13 protein-coding genes are annotated in these 14,973 nt (G+C 72.8%); 6 read left to right on the forward strand and 7 right to left on the reverse strand.

Annotated elements, in window-relative coordinates:
* Positions 1-8: 8 nt before the first annotated feature.
* Positions 9-914, reverse strand: coding sequence for a LysR family transcriptional regulator (locus ACQPWW_RS19130; RefSeq protein WP_433124371.1), 906 nt, complete (start codon positions 912-914; stop codon positions 9-11).
* A 117-nt stretch (positions 915-1,031) separates the two neighbouring features.
* Here ACQPWW_RS19130 and ACQPWW_RS19135 point away from each other — a divergent pair, with 117 nt between their 5' ends.
* Positions 1,032-1,970 carry an SDR family NAD(P)-dependent oxidoreductase gene (locus ACQPWW_RS19135; RefSeq protein ID WP_433124373.1) on the forward strand — a complete coding sequence of 313 codons (939 nt, stop codon included), beginning with the start codon at positions 1,032-1,034 and terminating at the stop codon, positions 1,968-1,970.
* 73 nt (positions 1,971-2,043) lie between these two features.
* On the opposite strand, the gene ACQPWW_RS19140 is transcribed toward ACQPWW_RS19135, so the two are convergent.
* A complete protein-coding gene (locus ACQPWW_RS19140) occupies positions 2,044-2,604 on the reverse strand; it encodes an NADPH-dependent FMN reductase (protein ID WP_433124374.1) in 561 nt (186 codons plus the stop codon).
* Positions 2,605-2,740: 136 nt separating this feature from the next.
* On the opposite strand from ACQPWW_RS19140, the gene ACQPWW_RS19145 reads away from it, so the two are divergent.
* Positions 2,741-3,223 carry a MarR family winged helix-turn-helix transcriptional regulator gene (locus ACQPWW_RS19145; protein ID WP_433124376.1) on the forward strand — a complete coding sequence of 161 codons (483 nt, stop codon included), beginning with the start codon at positions 2,741-2,743 and terminating at the stop codon, positions 3,221-3,223.
* Between the two features lie 128 nt (positions 3,224-3,351).
* Here ACQPWW_RS19145 and ACQPWW_RS19150 read toward each other — a convergent pair whose 3' ends face one another.
* The 5 genes from ACQPWW_RS19150 to ACQPWW_RS19170 form a co-directional block, all read right to left on the reverse strand.
* A complete protein-coding gene (locus ACQPWW_RS19150; RefSeq protein WP_433124377.1) occupies positions 3,352-5,190 on the reverse strand; it encodes an IucA/IucC family protein in 1,839 nt (612 codons plus the stop codon).
* Complete coding sequence (locus tag ACQPWW_RS19155) at positions 5,187-5,780, reverse strand: GNAT family N-acetyltransferase (RefSeq protein ID WP_433124379.1); 594 nt, start codon at positions 5,778-5,780, stop codon at positions 5,187-5,189. Before ACQPWW_RS19155 ends, ACQPWW_RS19150 begins: the two co-directional genes overlap by 4 nt.
* On the reverse strand, positions 5,777-7,054 hold the full coding sequence (locus ACQPWW_RS19160; RefSeq protein ID WP_433124381.1) for a lysine N(6)-hydroxylase/L-ornithine N(5)-oxygenase family protein: 1,278 nt from the start codon (positions 7,052-7,054) through the stop codon (positions 5,777-5,779). Before ACQPWW_RS19160 ends, ACQPWW_RS19155 begins: the two co-directional genes overlap by 4 nt.
* A gap of 26 nt (positions 7,055-7,080) precedes the next feature.
* Positions 7,081-8,628, reverse strand: coding sequence for a pyridoxal phosphate-dependent decarboxylase family protein (locus ACQPWW_RS19165; RefSeq protein ID WP_433134429.1), 1,548 nt, complete (start codon positions 8,626-8,628; stop codon positions 7,081-7,083).
* A 125-nt stretch (positions 8,629-8,753) separates the two neighbouring features.
* Positions 8,754-9,785, reverse strand: a complete 1,032-nt coding sequence (locus tag ACQPWW_RS19170; RefSeq protein WP_433124383.1) for an ABC transporter substrate-binding protein — start codon at positions 9,783-9,785, stop codon at positions 8,754-8,756.
* 289 nt (positions 9,786-10,074) lie between these two features.
* Here ACQPWW_RS19170 and ACQPWW_RS19175 point away from each other — a divergent pair, with 289 nt between their 5' ends.
* Genes ACQPWW_RS19175 through ACQPWW_RS19190 form a run of 4 tightly spaced genes read left to right on the forward strand, consistent with a single transcriptional unit; the run spans position 10,075 to position 14,945 of the window.
* Entirely contained in the window at positions 10,075-10,971 is an 897-nt protein-coding gene (locus tag ACQPWW_RS19175) for a FecCD family ABC transporter permease (RefSeq protein ID WP_433134431.1), read from the forward strand.
* 52 nt (positions 10,972-11,023) lie between these two features.
* Positions 11,024-12,052 (forward strand): FecCD family ABC transporter permease, encoded by a 1,029-nt coding sequence (locus tag ACQPWW_RS19180; RefSeq protein WP_433124385.1) that lies wholly within the window; start codon positions 11,024-11,026, stop codon positions 12,050-12,052.
* Positions 12,053-12,081: 29 nt separating this feature from the next.
* Positions 12,082-12,900, forward strand: coding sequence for an ABC transporter ATP-binding protein (locus tag ACQPWW_RS19185; RefSeq protein WP_433124387.1), 819 nt, complete (start codon positions 12,082-12,084; stop codon positions 12,898-12,900).
* Positions 12,897-14,945: a penicillin acylase family protein gene (locus ACQPWW_RS19190; protein WP_433124388.1), complete on the forward strand. Its 2,049-nt coding sequence runs from the start codon at positions 12,897-12,899 to the stop codon at positions 14,943-14,945. The genes ACQPWW_RS19185 and ACQPWW_RS19190 overlap by 4 nt, the downstream gene beginning before the upstream one ends.
* Positions 14,946-14,973: the final 28 nt, after the last annotated feature.

The raw sequence follows: 14,973 nt of genomic DNA on the forward strand, positions 1-14,973 counted from the left end.
ACCGGCCGTCAGCCGGTCCTGGTGAGGTCGGTCGTGGTCGCGAGGTCGGTCACCACGTCCAGGAGCCGGCGCAGGGCGGGGGCGGTGCTGCCCGGTAGCCACACCATCTCGGTGTGGGCGTATGCGCCGGTCAGCGGAACGAACACCACGCCGGTGCGGCGAAGGCTGGCTGCCGAGCTGGCGAGCCGGGTGACGCCGACTCCGGCGGCGACCAGGCCGAGGAGACTCTGCACGCTGGCTTCCTCCTGGACGATGTTCGGCACGAACCCCGCCTCCCGGAACTGGTCCTCGAAGGTGCGGTGCCAGGGTTCCCAGGAGCTGCGCGGCGTCGTCACCCACGGTTCGTCCGCCAGGTCGGCGAGCGTCAACTCGGCGCGACCGGCGAGCGGGTGGCCCTCGGGCAGCACCGCGCACACCGGTTCGGTCGTCAGCCTCCTGGACGCCAGGCCGGGGACCAACGGGGTCCTGGTGAAGGCGACGTCGTATTGCCCGCCGAGCACGCCCCGCACCAGCGGCGCGATGCCGGTGGACTCGGTGGCCAGGTGAAGGTCGGGAAGGTGCTGGTGCACGGCTCGGACCACCGGGGGCAGGAGGTGGTTGGCGACGGTGGTCAGGAAGGCCAGTCGAAGACTGCCGACCTCGCCCCGCAGGGCCCGCCCCACGACGGCGACGGCCGCGTCGGCGCGGTCCGTCACGGCGCGCGCCTCGGGCAGGAACAGCGCGCCGATGTCGGTCAGGGTGGTGCCGCGGGAGTCGCGGTCGAACAGCTTCGCCCCGAGGGTGCGTTCCAGCGCGGTGATCTGCTGGGACAGCGACTGCTGGGCGATCATCAGCCGGGTGGCGGCACGGGTGTAGCTCAGCTCCTCCGCGAGGACCAGGAAGTATCGCAGTTGCCGCAGCTCAGGGATGGCCACAGGAACAGACTGTAGCCAGGTCAGGAAGCCTGTGTTGGCCGTCTGGTCGGACCTCCGCGCACGATCGTTCCGGAGGCGGCAACGGCCTCCCGACGACACCCACGAAGGAAGCCGATCATGACTGCGACACGTTTCACCACGCCGTTCAACGCCCGGTCCACCGCCAGTGACGTCGTGGCCGGTGTCGACCTCAGCGGGCAGCGCGCCATCGTCACCGGCGCCTCGTCGGGCATCGGCGTGGAGACGGCTCGGGCCCTCGCGACCGCGGGCGCCGAGGTGACCCTTGCGGTACGGGACGTCCGGGCCGGGGAGCGGGCAGCGCAGGACATCGGGGCCGGCGCGCCGAACCGGTCGATTCGGGTCGTACCGTTGGATCTGTCCGACCAGCGGTCGATCGCGACCTTCGTCGCGGCCTGGGCGGGTCCCCTGCACATCCTGGTCAACAACGCCGGAGTGTCGGCGACCCCGGAGATGCGGACGCCGGAGGGCTGGGAGCTGCAGTTCGCCACGAACCATCTCGGCCACTTCACGCTCACCACCGGGCTGCACGGGGCGCTCGCGGCGGCTGGCCGGGCCCGCGTGGTGTCGCTCAGCTCGATCGCCCACGTGCAGGCGCCGATGGTTTTCGAGGACGTCAACTTCCGCGCCCGCCCCTATGAGCGGATGCTCGCCTACGGCGAGTCGAAGACCGCCACCGCGTTGTTCGCGGTCGAGGCGAACCGGCGCTGGGCCGACGACGGCATCACTGTCAACGCGGCCAACCCGGGCGCGGTCATCACGAACCTGGGGCGACACCTCACCGAGGAGGACTACGCGGAGCTGCCGGCGTTCGACTTCAAGACCCCGGAGCAGGGGGCGGCGACCTCGGTGCTGCTCGCCGCCTGGCCGCAGCTCGACGGCGTCGGCGGCCGCTACTTCGAGGACTGCAACCAGGCTGCGCCCCACCGCCCGGAGACGCCGTTGCAGGGCGTCGCCGACCACGCGACCGACCCGGCGGCGGCGGCGCGGCTGTGGCAGCTCTCGCTCGACCTGCTCGCCGACGTGCGCCAGGCCTGACCGACCGGGAGACGGAAAGGCGCAGACGGCCGCGGGAGGATCCCGCGGCCGTCTGCGAACGTGCTCGAAACGATCAGGCCTGGCGCAGCGGCGCGAGCGCGGTGCTCCAGGCGACCACCTGGTCGAGGGTGGTGGTCAGCGCGTCCTGCTGGAACTGGTTGGGCTTGAAGACGCTGAAGTTCTCGAAGTCGGTGAAGAGCGACAGCGCGACCTGCGACCGCACGTCGGCCATCTGCAGCTCGCCGGAGATCAACCGCAGGTGCTCCACGGCGCGCGCGCCGCCGACCGAGCCGTAGCTGACGAAGCCCACGGCCTTGTTGTTCCACTCGGCGTACAGGAAGTCGATCGCGTTCTTCAGGGCGCCCGAGGTCGAGTGGTTGTACTCGGGGGTGACGATGATGAACCCGTCGTAGGAGGCGATCGTCTCGGCCCAGCGCAGCGTGTGCGGCTGGGTGTACTGGCCCATCGACGGCGGGTACGCCTCGTCGAGGTGCGGCAGCTGGTAGTCGAGCAGGTCGATCAGCTCGTACTCCGCGTCGGAGCGCTGCTTGGCGATCTCGAGCACCCAGCGGGCAACGGCTTCACCGTTACGCCCCGGGCGGGTGCTGCCGAGAATGATCCCGATCCTGGTCATGGTGGCGCCTTTCCTCGGTACGTGGGCTGACGGGCCGACGCTAACCGGTGATTGCTTGGTCAAGCAAATGTTGTCCTCGTGGCGACGATCACACGCTGAGTAAGCAATTGCTCAGTCAAGCAAGTATGATATGAGGATGTCCAACCCCGCCGCAGAACCTCTGCAACCCCTCAACCCCGACGAGGAGGCCCTGGTCCGCGCCCTGGGCCAGGTGATGCACGTGCTGCCCCGCGCGATCGATGCCGACATGGTCGGTGACCGTCAGCTACCGCTCACCGAATACACCGCCCTGATGAACCTATCCGAGGCGCCGCGCCGGCGGATGCGGATGAACGAGCTCGCCTCGGCCTGCCACCTCTCGCTGAGCGGCATGACCCGCACCATCATCCGGCTGGAGACGCAGGGCCTGGTCAAGCGGGAGCGCTGCGCGGAGGACGCGCGCGGCTGGAACGCCGTCCTCACCGACGCGGGACTCGCCCGCCTGGAGGAGTCCTGGCCCAGTCACCTGAACGCCGTCCGCCGGCGCTTCCTCCAGCACTTCGAGAGCTTCGACCTCGCCCAGTTGGCGCGCGCGTTCCAACGGGCCGGCGCCGCTGAGACGACCGAGACGACCGGCTGAGCCCAGCCGGTCACCCCGGCGACTCAGCCGGGCAGCCGGGCCGCGGCGACCAGCGCCCACGCCAGCAGCCCGAAGGCATCGGCCCGTTGCACCCGCTGGCGCGCGTCCTGACCGGACGGGGGTGCCCCTCAGCGGGCCGGGGCGTGCGCGGCCAACGGGTTGATGAGGGTGCCGACGAACTGGAGCGCCGCCGACGGGTCGGCCAGGTTGATCATCTGCTGGTTGTCGCGCAGCTGGAGCCGGTTGAGGCAGGACAGCGTGAACTCCGGCGCGAACAGGTCGTAGTGGCGGACCCGCTCGGCCAACTGCGGCACCCGGTCGAAGTAGTCGGCGGCGCAGGCCGCGACCGTACGCCAGAAGTCGCCCTCGGCGAGCACGCCGGCCTCGACGAGCACCGCGTTGAGGTGGCGCAGGAAGCAGTCCACCACGTCGGTGAAGATGGTCAGCAGTTTGGTGTCGTCGGGCACGTCGACCCGGATCCGCTCCACCTCGGCCGGCAGCTCGACGTCGGCGCTCAGCACCGCGATCTCCTCGGCGATGTCCTTGAAGATCACCCGCTCGACCGTGTCGTGCTCGTCGAGAACCAGGATGACGTTCTCGCCGTGCGGCATGAAGGCCAGGTCGTGGGCGTAGAAGCTGTGCAGCAACGGGGTCAGGTAGGCGTCCAGGTAGCGGCGCAGCCACACCTCGGGGGGCAGGCCCGACCGCGCGATCAGCGCCGCCGCCAGCGAGCCGCCGTCGCTGTCCACGTGCAGCAGCGCGGCCATCGTGGACAGTCGACGCCCCGGCGCCAGGTCGGGCACCGGGTTCTCCCGCCACAGGGCGGCCAACATCTTGCGGTACGGGGAGGTGCGGTCGGTCGCCGCCTCGTACTGCCGGTGTCGGTAACCCACGGCGGCCCGCTCCCGGATGACGGTCAGGCCGGTGCCGGTCAGCACCTCGTCGGAGGCGATCAGGTCGGCCAACCAGTCGTTGATCGCCGGGGTGGCCGCCATGTACGCGGCCGACAGCCCCCGCATGAAGCCCATGTTCAACACCGACAGCGCCGTCTTCACGTAGTGCCGGTGCGGCGCGCTGACGTTGAAGAAGGTACGGATGGACTGCTGGGCGAGGTACACGTCCGGTCCCGGGCCGAGGTGCACCAGCCGGCGCGCGGCCAACTCCCCGGCGAAGGTGACCGCCAGCTTGTTCCACCACTGCCACGGGTGCGCCGGGATCAGGTGGTAGTCGGCGAGATCCAGCCCGAGGTCGGTCATCGTGGCGGCGAACCGGGCCCGGGTCTCGGCGTCCAGCTCGCTCTCGACGAGGGTGTCGTAGTCGAGGTCGGCGGCGCTGCTGAACGTCGAGTGGTCCCGGTGGGCGGCGAGCCACTCCAGCCGGACCGGGGCGGCGGCCTCCGGGGCGTACCTGTGGTATTCGTCGACGCCGAAGCCGAGCCGGCCGTTGTTGGCCACGAAGCACGGGTGGCCCTCGGTCATCGACGTCTCGATGGTCTGGAAGTCCGCGTCGGCCAGCTCGGCGGCGCTCGGCGCGGCCTGGGCCAGCTTGTACGCGGTGCCGGCCAGCGTCGAGGTGATCTCCTCCAGGTAGACCGGGAGCACCCGCGCGGAGAGCCCGAGGGCGCCGCGCAGCTCGACGATGAGATCCACCGCGTCGGGCGGCAGCGTCGTGTCGTCGCGGTGCCGGGTGATGCTGTCCGCGTCGATCTGCCAGTGCGCCAGGGCGAGGACCCGCGCGGCGAACCGGTAGGTGACAGTGCCGTCGTCGCTGCGCACCTCGTACCACTGGCGGTCGTCCGGGCCCGACACCGGCTGCGGGGTGAGCAGCCGCTCGTGGGTGAACTCGGCGAGCGCCTTGCGGACCAGCAGCCGGTTGGCCCGGGCCCACCGCTGGGGGGTGAGATGCCCGACCGGGTCGCCGGGGGTGGCGGCGACGGTGCTCTGGGCGGGGACGGCGGTGGCGGTCACGCCGGGGCTCCTTCGGTTCGGGTGGCGGCGGCGCGGTCGGCGGCGGCCTGGAACTGGGCTCGGGTGCACACGCTGAGCAGCGCGTCCTTCTCGGGCTTGACGATCGGGCCGACGACCTCGAAGCCGACGGCGGCGTTCAGCGCGTGCACTGCGGTGTTGCGGACGTCCGGCTCGACCACCACCCGCCGGGTCGCCGGATCGGCGAGGAGCCAGGCCATGACGGTGGTGAGCACCGCCCGGGTGAAGCCGTGCACCGGGGTGTCGGCCGGCGCGCAGAGGAAGTGCATGCCCACATCACCGGGCTGGTGGTCGTAGCGGCCGACCAGCTCGACGTGGGCCGGGTCGTAGCGCTCGGCGAGGAAAACCGGACTCCCCCGCCACAGCCCCAGGTACGCGTCGTGGTGCGGGTGCTCGGCGATCCGCCGGTACTCCTCGGCCACCCGGGCCACGTCGGCGTCCTGCATCAGCCAGAACGCGGCTTTCGGGTGGGTCACCCAGGTGTGCAGCAGCGCGGCGTCGGCGTCCGGGTCGAGCGTCCGCAGCGCGAACTCACCGAGCCGATCGTCGACGCGGGTGAAGACGGCGCTCACGACGGCACCCCGAACTCCTGGAAGGTGATGGTCTTCTCGATCGGGTAGTGCTCCCGGCCGAGCAGTTCCCGGATGATCCAGGAGTTGCGGTAGGCGCCCATGCCCAGGTCCGGTGAGGTGATGCTGTGCGTGTGGGTGCCCGCGTTCTGCAGGAAGATGCCCCGCCCGGTGTGGTCGATGCTGTAGTTGCGGGCCACGTCGAACCGGCCGTGCGCGTCCCAGCGGATCTGGTCGCGCACCGGCGCGAGGAACTCCGGCACCCGGTAGTGGTAGCCGGTGGCCAGCACGAGGCCCTCGGTCCGCAGTGTGAAGTCCCGTTCCTGCTCGACCTGACGCAACCCCAACGTGTACGCGCCGTCCTGGTGCGCGGCGCTGACCAACTCGGTGTTGGTGAGCAGGCGGGTGTTCACCGGCCCGTCGACGCTCTGCGCGTACAGCAGGTCGAAGATGTCGTTGATCAGGTCCGCGTTGATCCCCTTGAACAGGCCCTTCTGGTCGGACTCCAGCCGGTAGCGGGTCGCCTCGGGCAGCGCGTGGAAGTAGTCCACGTAGTCCGGCGAGGTCATTTCCAGGGTCAGCTTGGTGTATTCCAGCGGGAAGAACCGCGGCGACCGGGTCACCCAGTTGAGCTGGTAGCCGTACCTGTCGATGTCACCGAGCAGGTCGTGGTAGATCTCGGCGGCGCTCTGCCCGCTGCCCACCACCGTGATGCTGCGCCTGGTGCGCAGCGCCGCGCGGTGCTCCAGGTAGCGGGAGTTGTGCACGGCGTCGCCGGGCAGGTCGGCGACCGCGTCGGGCAGGTGCGGCGGGGTGCCGGTGCCGAGCACCAGGTGCCGGGCGCGGTATTCGACGGTCTCCCCCGCGCCGGTGCTGGCCCGCACCACGTACCGCTCGTCGGAGGCGCCGAACTCCACTGTGGTCACGGTCTGACCGAAGCGCAGGTTCGGCAGCTTCGCCGCCGCCCACCGGCAGTACGCGTCGTACTCGCTGCGCAGGGGGTAGAAGCTCTCCCGGATGTAGAACGGGTAGAGCCGGCCGATCTCCTTGAGGTAGTTGAGGAAGGAGTACGGCGAGGTTGGGTCGGCGAGGCTGACCAGGTCGGCGATGAACGGGGTCTGCAACCGGGCCGATTCCAGCAGCATGCCGGGGTGCCAGGCGAGGCTGGGCCGGGCCTCCAGGAACACCCCGTCCAGGTCGTCGATCGGCGCGGTGAGGCAGGCCAGTCCCAGGTTGTACGGGCCCAGCCCGATGGCGATGAAGTCGTGGGTGGACATCCGGGTCTCCAGGCGCGAGTGCGGGTTCACCGGCGTCCGCCGACGTGGCAGGTCAGCTCGGCGACGACGTGGTCGTGCACGTACCGGCCGGCGTGCGTGGCGATCAGGTCGAGCACGTAGCCGACGTCGTCGACGGTGGTGGCCGGGTTGAGCAGTGTGAACTTCAGGAAGTGCCGGCCGTCGACCCGGGTCCCGGCGACCACGGCGAGGCCGGAGGCGGCGAGCGCCTCCCGGGCGTGCAGGTTGGCGGCGTCGGCCAGGCCCCGGCCCGCTCCGGTGGGGAGGTAACGGAAGACCACGGTGCTCAGGTCGGAGCGGGTCACCACCTCGAAGCGGGGGTCCGCGCTGACCAGCTGCCAGGCGTCGGCGGCCCGGTCGACCACCTCGTCGAAGAGCGCACCGAGGGCGTCCGGGCCCATCACCCGCAGGGTCAGCCAGAGCTTCAGCGCGTCGAAACGGCGGGTGGTCTGCAGGCTCTTGTCGACCTGGTTGGGGATGCGCTGCTCCACCATCCGGGCCGGGTTGAGGTAGTCGGCGTGGTAGGTGGCGTGCCGCAACGCCTGCCGGTCGCGGACCAGCAGCGCGCTGGAGCTGACTGGCTGGAAGAACGACTTGTGGAAGTCGACGGTCACCGAGTCGGCCCGTTCGATGCCGTCGAGCAGGTGCCGACGCGTCGGCGAGACGAGCAGACCGCAGCCGTACGCGGCGTCGACGTGCAGCCAGACGCCGGTCGCCGCGCGGATCTCGGCCAGCTCCGGGAGCGGGTCGATGGAGCCGAAGTCGGTGGTGCCGGCGGTGGCCACGACGGCCATCACCACAAGTCCGGCCTGCCGGCACCGCGCGATCTCCTCCCGGACGGCGGCCGGACGGATGCGCCGCCGGGCGTCGGTGGGCACCGCGATCACCGCGTCCGGGGCGAGGCCGAGCAGTTTGGCCGACTTCTGCACGCTGAAGTGACCGGCGGCGGAGGTGAGCACGCGCAGCCGGGGCAGCAGCTCGGCGCGCGCCGCCGGTCCGATCGCGTCGGCGCACGCCTCCTCCCGGGCCAGCAGCAGGGCTTGGAGGTTGGACTGGCTGCCACCGCTGGTGAAGACGCCGTCGGCGGTGGGACCGAGGCCGATCCGCTCGGCGGTCCAGTCGATGAGCCGCCGTTCGATGAGGGTGGCTCCGGCGCTCTGGTCCCAGGTGTCCAGTGACGAGTTCACGGCGGTGAGCACCGCCTCGCCGAGCAGCGCCGGGATCGCCACCGGGCAGTTGAGGTGGGCCAGGTATCGCGGGTGGTGGAACCAGACGGCGTCGCGCAGGTAGACGTCCTCCAGCTCGTCCAGCGCGGCGCTCGCGTCGCCCAGTGGCCGGTCCAGGTCCACCCGGTCCACCAGGGGGGCCAGCTCGGCCGGGGTGATGCCGGTGACCGGGCGGTCCACGGTGGCCACCCGGCGGGCGACCCGGTCGACGCCGTCGGCGATCGTCCGCCGGTACTGCTCGACCGAGCCGTCGTGCAGCAGGTGGGCCCGCGCGGCGGCCGGCGCCGGGGGTGGCGCGGTGGTCTCGACGGGGTACGTCGGCACGGTCACGGGATGTCCTTCCACGTTCTCGACGAGGGGCAGCCGGAACCGTCCCTGGACGCTGTCGCGCGCCTCGGGGCTGTGCTGCCGTGCGGTGGGGGTCGGCACTCGGGCACTGTCGCCCGGTCGGCGCGTCAGCTGACCTTCTTCGCGGCGCGGATCGCGGCGGCGAGGTTCTCCAGCAGCGGGGCGGAGCCGGCGTACGAGAAGCGGGGCACCGCATCCCACGGGGTCACCTGGTTGGCCTTGACCGCGGGCAGCTGCTGCCAGGTGGGTTTGGCGGTGAGGTCCTTGGGCTGCAGGGCCGTGCCGCGGTTGTCCAGCAGGATCAGGTCGGCCGGGAATCGGCCGGCGTTCTCCCAGCTGAGCGCCTCGAAGTAGTCGCCGGCTTCGAGCTTGGTGGGGACGACGATGTCGACACCCAGCTCGGCGAAGTACATCAGGTCGGTGCTGACCTTCGGGTTGGAGACGTAGAAGAGGTCGGGGCTGCCGGAGCAGGCCAGCACCCTGATGCCGGGGTTGGCCTTGACCGCCTGCCGGACCGCCTCGGCGGCGGCGTCGAAGCGGGCCTTCGCGTCGGTGACCTTCTTCGCGGACAGGTCCGCGCCGAGCGACTCGGCCAGTGCGGCGTACCGCTCGATGGGCTTGGTCATCGGCACCCGGGCGGTGGTGATCGCCACGCTGGGCGCGAGCGGGAGGATCTTGTCCTTGCTCTCGTCCGGCACGTACCAGAGCGCGTCCGGGTCGTACATGTGGGTGACAAGCAGCTCGGGACGCAGCGCCGCGTACTTCTCCAGGCTGAACTCGCCCCACACGTTGCCGAGGATCTCGACGGTCTCGACGTTGAGGTCGCCGGCCTGCGGGTCGGCCGTGCCGTCGGCCCGCCTGGTCTCGCCGAACACGCCAACGAGCCGCTTGTCCAGACCGAAATCGATCAGAGCCGCCGCCACCCCGGTGAAGGCCACCACGCGGGTCGGACGGGCCGCCGCCTCGACCTTCCTGGCGCGGTCGTCGGTGAACGACCAGGGGCCGCCTCCGTTGCTGGCGGCGGGCTTCGCGGTGTCGTCCGTGCCGCAGCCGGCGAGCAGGGTGGCCAGCGTAGCGACGCCACCGGCGGTCAGCAGACCACGACGAGAGAGGCGACGGGCGGACAGGGCATCGGGCATGGTGGTGTCTTTCGATCAGGGGTTGGCCGGGGTCGACCAGGGCAGCGGGGTTAGGTTAGCCTAACCTCGGTCATTGTCAACAGCGGTTCGCCGAGTCGCCACCACCCCGGAGCCCACACTGGACGCCACACCCACCGTCACCCGACCGGCACCACCCGTGCCGACCGGGGACACGGCCGCACCCCCGAGCCGGCGTGGTCGTCACGCGATCCGCGCCGCCGGCCTGGTCGCCGCCGGGGCACTGCTCGCGGTGATCGTGGTGCTCAGCATCGCGGTCGGCGCGAAGGCGATGCCGCTCGCCGACGTCTGGTCCGGGTTGCTGCACCGCGACGCCACCGAGTACGCCGTGGTGCACCGGATGCGCCTGCCCCGCACCCTGCTCGGCCTCCTCGCCGGCGCCGCGCTCGGCGTGGCCGGCGCGGTCATGCAGGCCCTCACCCGCAACCCCCTCGCCGACCCCGGGCTGCTCGGCATCAACGCCGGCGCGTCCGCGGCCGTCGCCACCGCCGCCGCGTTCCTGGGCGTCACCGCCATCGGCGGGTACGTCTGGTTCGCGCTGCTCGGCGCGGCGGTGGTGACCGCTCTCGTCTACGCCGTCGGCGGCGGGCGAGGGGCCACCCCAGCCCGACTCGCGCTGGCCGGCGCGGCGCTCAACGCCACCCTCTACTCGTACGTGAGCGCGGTGATGCTGCTGGACACCGCCTCGCTGGAGCGGCTGCGGTTCTGGACGGTCGGCTCGCTGGCCAGCGCGGACTCCGCGACAGTGACCCGGGTGCTGCCGTTCATCCTGGTCGGCCTGCTGGTCGCGCTCGGCGCCGCCCGCCCGCTGAACGCGCTCGCGCTCGGCGACGACGCGGCGCGAGCCCTGGGCGCCCGACCCGCGCTGATCCGCGCCGCCGTGATCGTCGCGGTCACCCTGCTCTGCGGCGCGGCGACCGCCGCGTGCGGCCCGATGGTCTTCGTCGGGCTGCTGGTGCCCCACCTGGTCCGGGCCCTGACCGGCCCGGACCTGCGCTGGCTGCTGCCGTACTGCGCGGTGCTCGCGCCGGTGCTGCTGCTCGGCGCCGACGTGCTCGGCCGGGTGCTGGGCCGGCCCGGTGAACTCCAGGTCGGCATGGTCACCGCCGTGCTGGGCGGCCCGCTCTTCCTGTGGCTGGTCAGCCGCTCACGGGTGGCCCAGCCGTGAGCGGGCGGAGCAGCGGGCCCAGCGCCGGCGCGCAGCGAAGCGGAGCGGTGGCATGACAGTTCTGCGTACTCCTGGCGGGTTGTCGGTGCGGTTCCGCCCCCGCGCGCTCACCGTCGGCGTCGCTGCGGCGCTGCTCGCGGCCGGGCTCGGCCTGGTGGCCCTGGGCAGCGGCGACTACCCGATGGACCCGGCCGACGTGCTGCGGACGCTCACCGGCGGTGGCACCCCGGCGGAGCAGTTCATCGTGCGGGAGCTACGACTGCCCCGGCTGGTCACCGCCCTGCTGGTCGGTGCCGCGCTGGCCCTCGCCGGCACGGTGTTCCAGTCGCTGGTCCGCAATCCGCTGGGCAGCCCGGACATCCTCGGCTTCACCCAGGGCGCGTCGACCGGCGCGCTGGTGGTGGTCGTCCTCGGCGGCGGCAGCCTGGCGCTGGCCGGCGCGGCGGTCGTCGGTGGGCTCGGCACCGGCCTGGTGATCTACGCGCTCGCGTGGCGACGCGGAGTGCACGGCTACCGGCTCATCCTGGTCGGCATCGGCGTCTCCGCGATCCTCACCGGCGTCAACGGCTACCTGCTGACCCGGGCGCCCCTGATGGACGCCGCCCGCGCGGTGCTCTGGCTCACCGGCAGCCTGGACGGGCGGGGCTGGGCGAACGCCGGTCCCCTGCTCGCCGTCACGGCCGTGCTGACGCCGCTGGTTCTGGTGGGCTGCGCCCCGGCGCTGCGCATGATGGAGTTGGGCGACGACACCGCCGGCGCCCTCGGCGTGCCGGTGCGCCGGTTGCGTCTGGTGCTGCTCGCCGCGGCGGTGCTGCTTGTCTCGTTCGCGGCGGCCGCCGCCGGGCCGGTGTCCTTCGTGGCGCTCGTCGCGCCACACGTGGCGAGACGGCTCACCCGGGCACCGGGCCCGAACCTGGTGCCGTCGATGGCGGTCGGCGCGGCGCTGCTGGTCGGCGCCGACCTGCTGGCCCAACGCGCGTTCGCCGGGCACCAACTTCCGGTCGGAGTGGTGACCGGAGTGATCGGCGGCGGCTACCTGGTCTGGCTGCTGGCCATGGAACGCCGGGCGGGTCGGCTGTGAACACCCGCGCCCCCCTCGAAGGAGCACAGATGCACCCCGGCAGTTCCCGGCTCGGCGGCACCGCGCTGACCCTCGCCTACGACCAGCGCACCATCGCCGAGGACCTGACCGTGGCGGTCCCGGACAACTCGTTCACCGTCATCATCGGTCCGAACGCCTGCGGCAAGTCGACACTGCTGCGCGCCCTGTCCCGGATGCTGCGGCCCAGCGCCGGCGCGGTGCTGCTGGACGGGCGGGACATCCACGACCTGCCGGCCCGCAAGGTGGCCCGGACGCTCGGCCTGCTGCCGCAGTCGTCGATCGCGCCGGACGGCATCGCCGTCGCCGAGTTGGTCGCCCGGGGCCGCTACCCCCACCAGGGGCTGCTGCGGCAGTGGTCGCGCGAGGACGAACGGGTGGTCGAGGAGTCGATGGCCGCGACCGGCGTCGCCGACCTCGCCGACCGGCCGGTGGACGAGCTGTCCGGCGGCCAGCGGCAGCGTGTCTGGATCGCCATGGCGCTGGCCCAGCAGACCCCGCTGCTGCTGCTCGACGAGCCGACCACGTACCTCGACATCGCCCACCAGATCGAGATTCTCGACCTCTGCGCCCGGCTGCACGAGGAGCAGGGGCGCACCCTCGTCGCGGTGCTGCACGACCTGAACCACGCGGCCCGCTACGCCACCCACCTGATCGCCATGCGCGACGGACGCGTGGTGGCCGCCGGAGAGCCGACGACGGTGGTCACCGCCGACCTGGTGGCCGAGGTGTTCGGGCTGCCCTGCCGGGTCATCGACGACCCGGAGAGCGGCACTCCGCTGGTCGTGCCCGCCGCCCGACGGCGCGCCACCGTCGCGGGGCCGGCATGAGCGCGCGGCGGTTCCGCGACCCGTGGGGGGTGCCGCACCTGCGGGCCGACGACCCGCTCACGCTGGCGGCGGCACAGGGCCGGGTCACCGCGTACGACCGGGCGTGGCAGATCGAGGTGGAACGGCACCGGGCCCAGGGCAGCAGCGCCGCCTTCCTCGGCGTCGACGCGCTCGGCTGGGACCGGTTCGCCCGACAGGTCCGGCTCGACGACACCGCGCGCCGCTGCCACGCGGCACTCGACCCGGTGACCGCCGAGTGGGTGGGCGCGTACGTGGACGGGGTCAACGCGGGCCTCGCCGCCGGGGCGGCCCGCGCGCCGGAGTTCGCCGCGACCGGGCTGAGCCCGGGTCGGTGGGAGCCGTGGACACCGCTCGCGGTCTGGCTTGGCCACCACATCCTGTTCGCGGGGTTCCCGGGCAAGCTCTGGCGCGAGCACGTGGCGCAGCGGCTCGGGCCGGAGGCGGTCGACCTGTTCGCCACCGACGGGCCGGCCGTGGCCGGCAGCAACGGGTGGCTGCTCGCCGCCGAGCGCACCGGCACCGGGGCCGCGCTGCTCGCCGGCGACCCGCACCGGTTCATCGAGGATCCCGGCGTCTACCAGCAGATCCGGCTGGCCTGCCCGGAGTACGACGTGGTCGGGCTGGCGGTGCCGGGCGTGCCGGGTATCGCGCACTTCGGGCACACCGGCGGGGTGGCCTGGGCGATCACCAACGCGATGGCCGACTACCAGGACGTGTACGCGGAGCGGCTGCGCCGCGACGGCCCCCGGGTGCAGGCGCTCGGCCCGGACGGCTGGCGGCCGGCGCACCGCCACGTCGAGACGATCGAGGTGGCCGGGGCCGACCCGGTCGAGGTCGAAGTGGTGGAGACCGACCGCGGTCCGGTGATCGCCGGTGGGCCGGACGACGAGACGGCCGTCAGCCTGCGCTACCCGCCCCGGGTCCGGGGTGACCTCGGTTTCGCGACGCTGCCGGAGCTGCTGCGCGCCCGCACCGTGGCCGAGGTGGACCACGCGCTACGGCACTGGGTGGAGCCGGTCAACGTGGTCCAGGCGGCGGACACCGCCGGAGGGCTGCTGCACCGGGTCGCCGGGGCGGTGCCGGTGCGGCACCCGGAGAACGGCCGGCGGGTGGTCCCCGGGTGGGACGCCGCGCACGCCTGGCAGGGCTGGCACGCGCCGATGCCCCGCGCCGAGGTGGTCGGTCGGGCGGTGATGGCCAACGAGCGCGGGCTGGCGGCGCCGTTCGGGGTGGAGTTCGCCCCACCGCACCGGGCGCATCGCATCGCCGAGCTGCTCGACGCCGGTTCGGCCTGGACGGCCGACGGGATGGCCACGGTGCACACCGATACGTACCTGGGCGCGTCCGGGCCGCTGCTGGCGGTCCTCGCCGAGTCGACGGGGCTCGGCCCGGCCGCCGCCGCGCTGCGCGAACGGCTGCTGCGCTGGGATCGCCGGATGGCCGCCGACAGCACGGACGCGGCGGCCTACGCCATCCTGCGGGCGGCTGTCGTACGCCGGATCGCCGCCCACCCGACGCTGGCCGCGCTGGCGGAGCCGCCCGCGTACCCCGAGGTGTTCGGGCCCTGGCTGGCGCTGACGCCGCGGGTCGGGTACGCGCTGGAGCACCTGCTCGGCGCGACCCCGCTGCCCGGTGTGGACATCACCGCGCTGGTAGGTGCGGCGGCCGAGGAGGTCGGCGACGCGGCGGCCGGGCAGGTGCCGTGGGGGGACCTGCACCGGCTGGCGCCGTGGCGGGCCCTGCCCGGCCCGGACGCCGGGCCCGGCCCCCGGCTCGACGGTGACCACGACTGCGTGTTGGCCACCTCCAGCGTGCCCGGGGTCACCCACTGGTGCTTCCGGGGGCCGGCGGCGCGTTTCGTCTGGGACCTGGCCCGCCGCTCGGACAGCCGGTGGGTGGTCCCGCTGGGCGCCTGCGGGTTGCCCGGCGACCCGCACCACGACAACCAGAGCGCCGCCTGGCTGGCCGGTGAGTTGCTACCGATCGTGACGGACTGGGACCAGCTCGTCGAGGAACGCGACTGACGGCACCGGCCGCCGCCGGGGTGCGCGA

It is taken from the genome of Micromonospora sp. CA-240977, from assembly GCF_050942285.1.
Classification (GTDB): Bacteria; Actinomycetota; Actinomycetes; order Mycobacteriales; family Micromonosporaceae; genus Micromonospora.

Coding starts and splice junctions, on each gene's coding strand:
- ACQPWW_RS19190 (WP_433124388.1), top strand. CDS start 12,897: ATGAGCGCGCGGCGGTTCCGCGACCCGTGGGGGGTGCCGCACCTGCGG.
- ACQPWW_RS19180 (WP_433124385.1), top strand. CDS start 11,024: ATGACAGTTCTGCGTACTCCTGGCGGGTTGTCGGTGCGGTTCCGCCCC.
- ACQPWW_RS19185 (WP_433124387.1), top strand. CDS start 12,082: ATGCACCCCGGCAGTTCCCGGCTCGGCGGCACCGCGCTGACCCTCGCC.
- ACQPWW_RS19170 (WP_433124383.1), bottom strand. CDS start 9,785: ATGCCCGATGCCCTGTCCGCCCGTCGCCTCTCTCGTCGTGGTCTGCTG.
- ACQPWW_RS19145 (WP_433124376.1), top strand. CDS start 2,741: ATGTCCAACCCCGCCGCAGAACCTCTGCAACCCCTCAACCCCGACGAG.
- ACQPWW_RS19135 (WP_433124373.1), top strand. CDS start 1,032: ATGACTGCGACACGTTTCACCACGCCGTTCAACGCCCGGTCCACCGCC.
- ACQPWW_RS19160 (WP_433124381.1), bottom strand. CDS start 7,054: ATGTCCACCCACGACTTCATCGCCATCGGGCTGGGCCCGTACAACCTG.
- ACQPWW_RS19175 (WP_433134431.1), top strand. CDS start 10,075: ATGCCGCTCGCCGACGTCTGGTCCGGGTTGCTGCACCGCGACGCCACC.
- ACQPWW_RS19140 (WP_433124374.1), bottom strand. CDS start 2,604: ATGACCAGGATCGGGATCATTCTCGGCAGCACCCGCCCGGGGCGTAAC.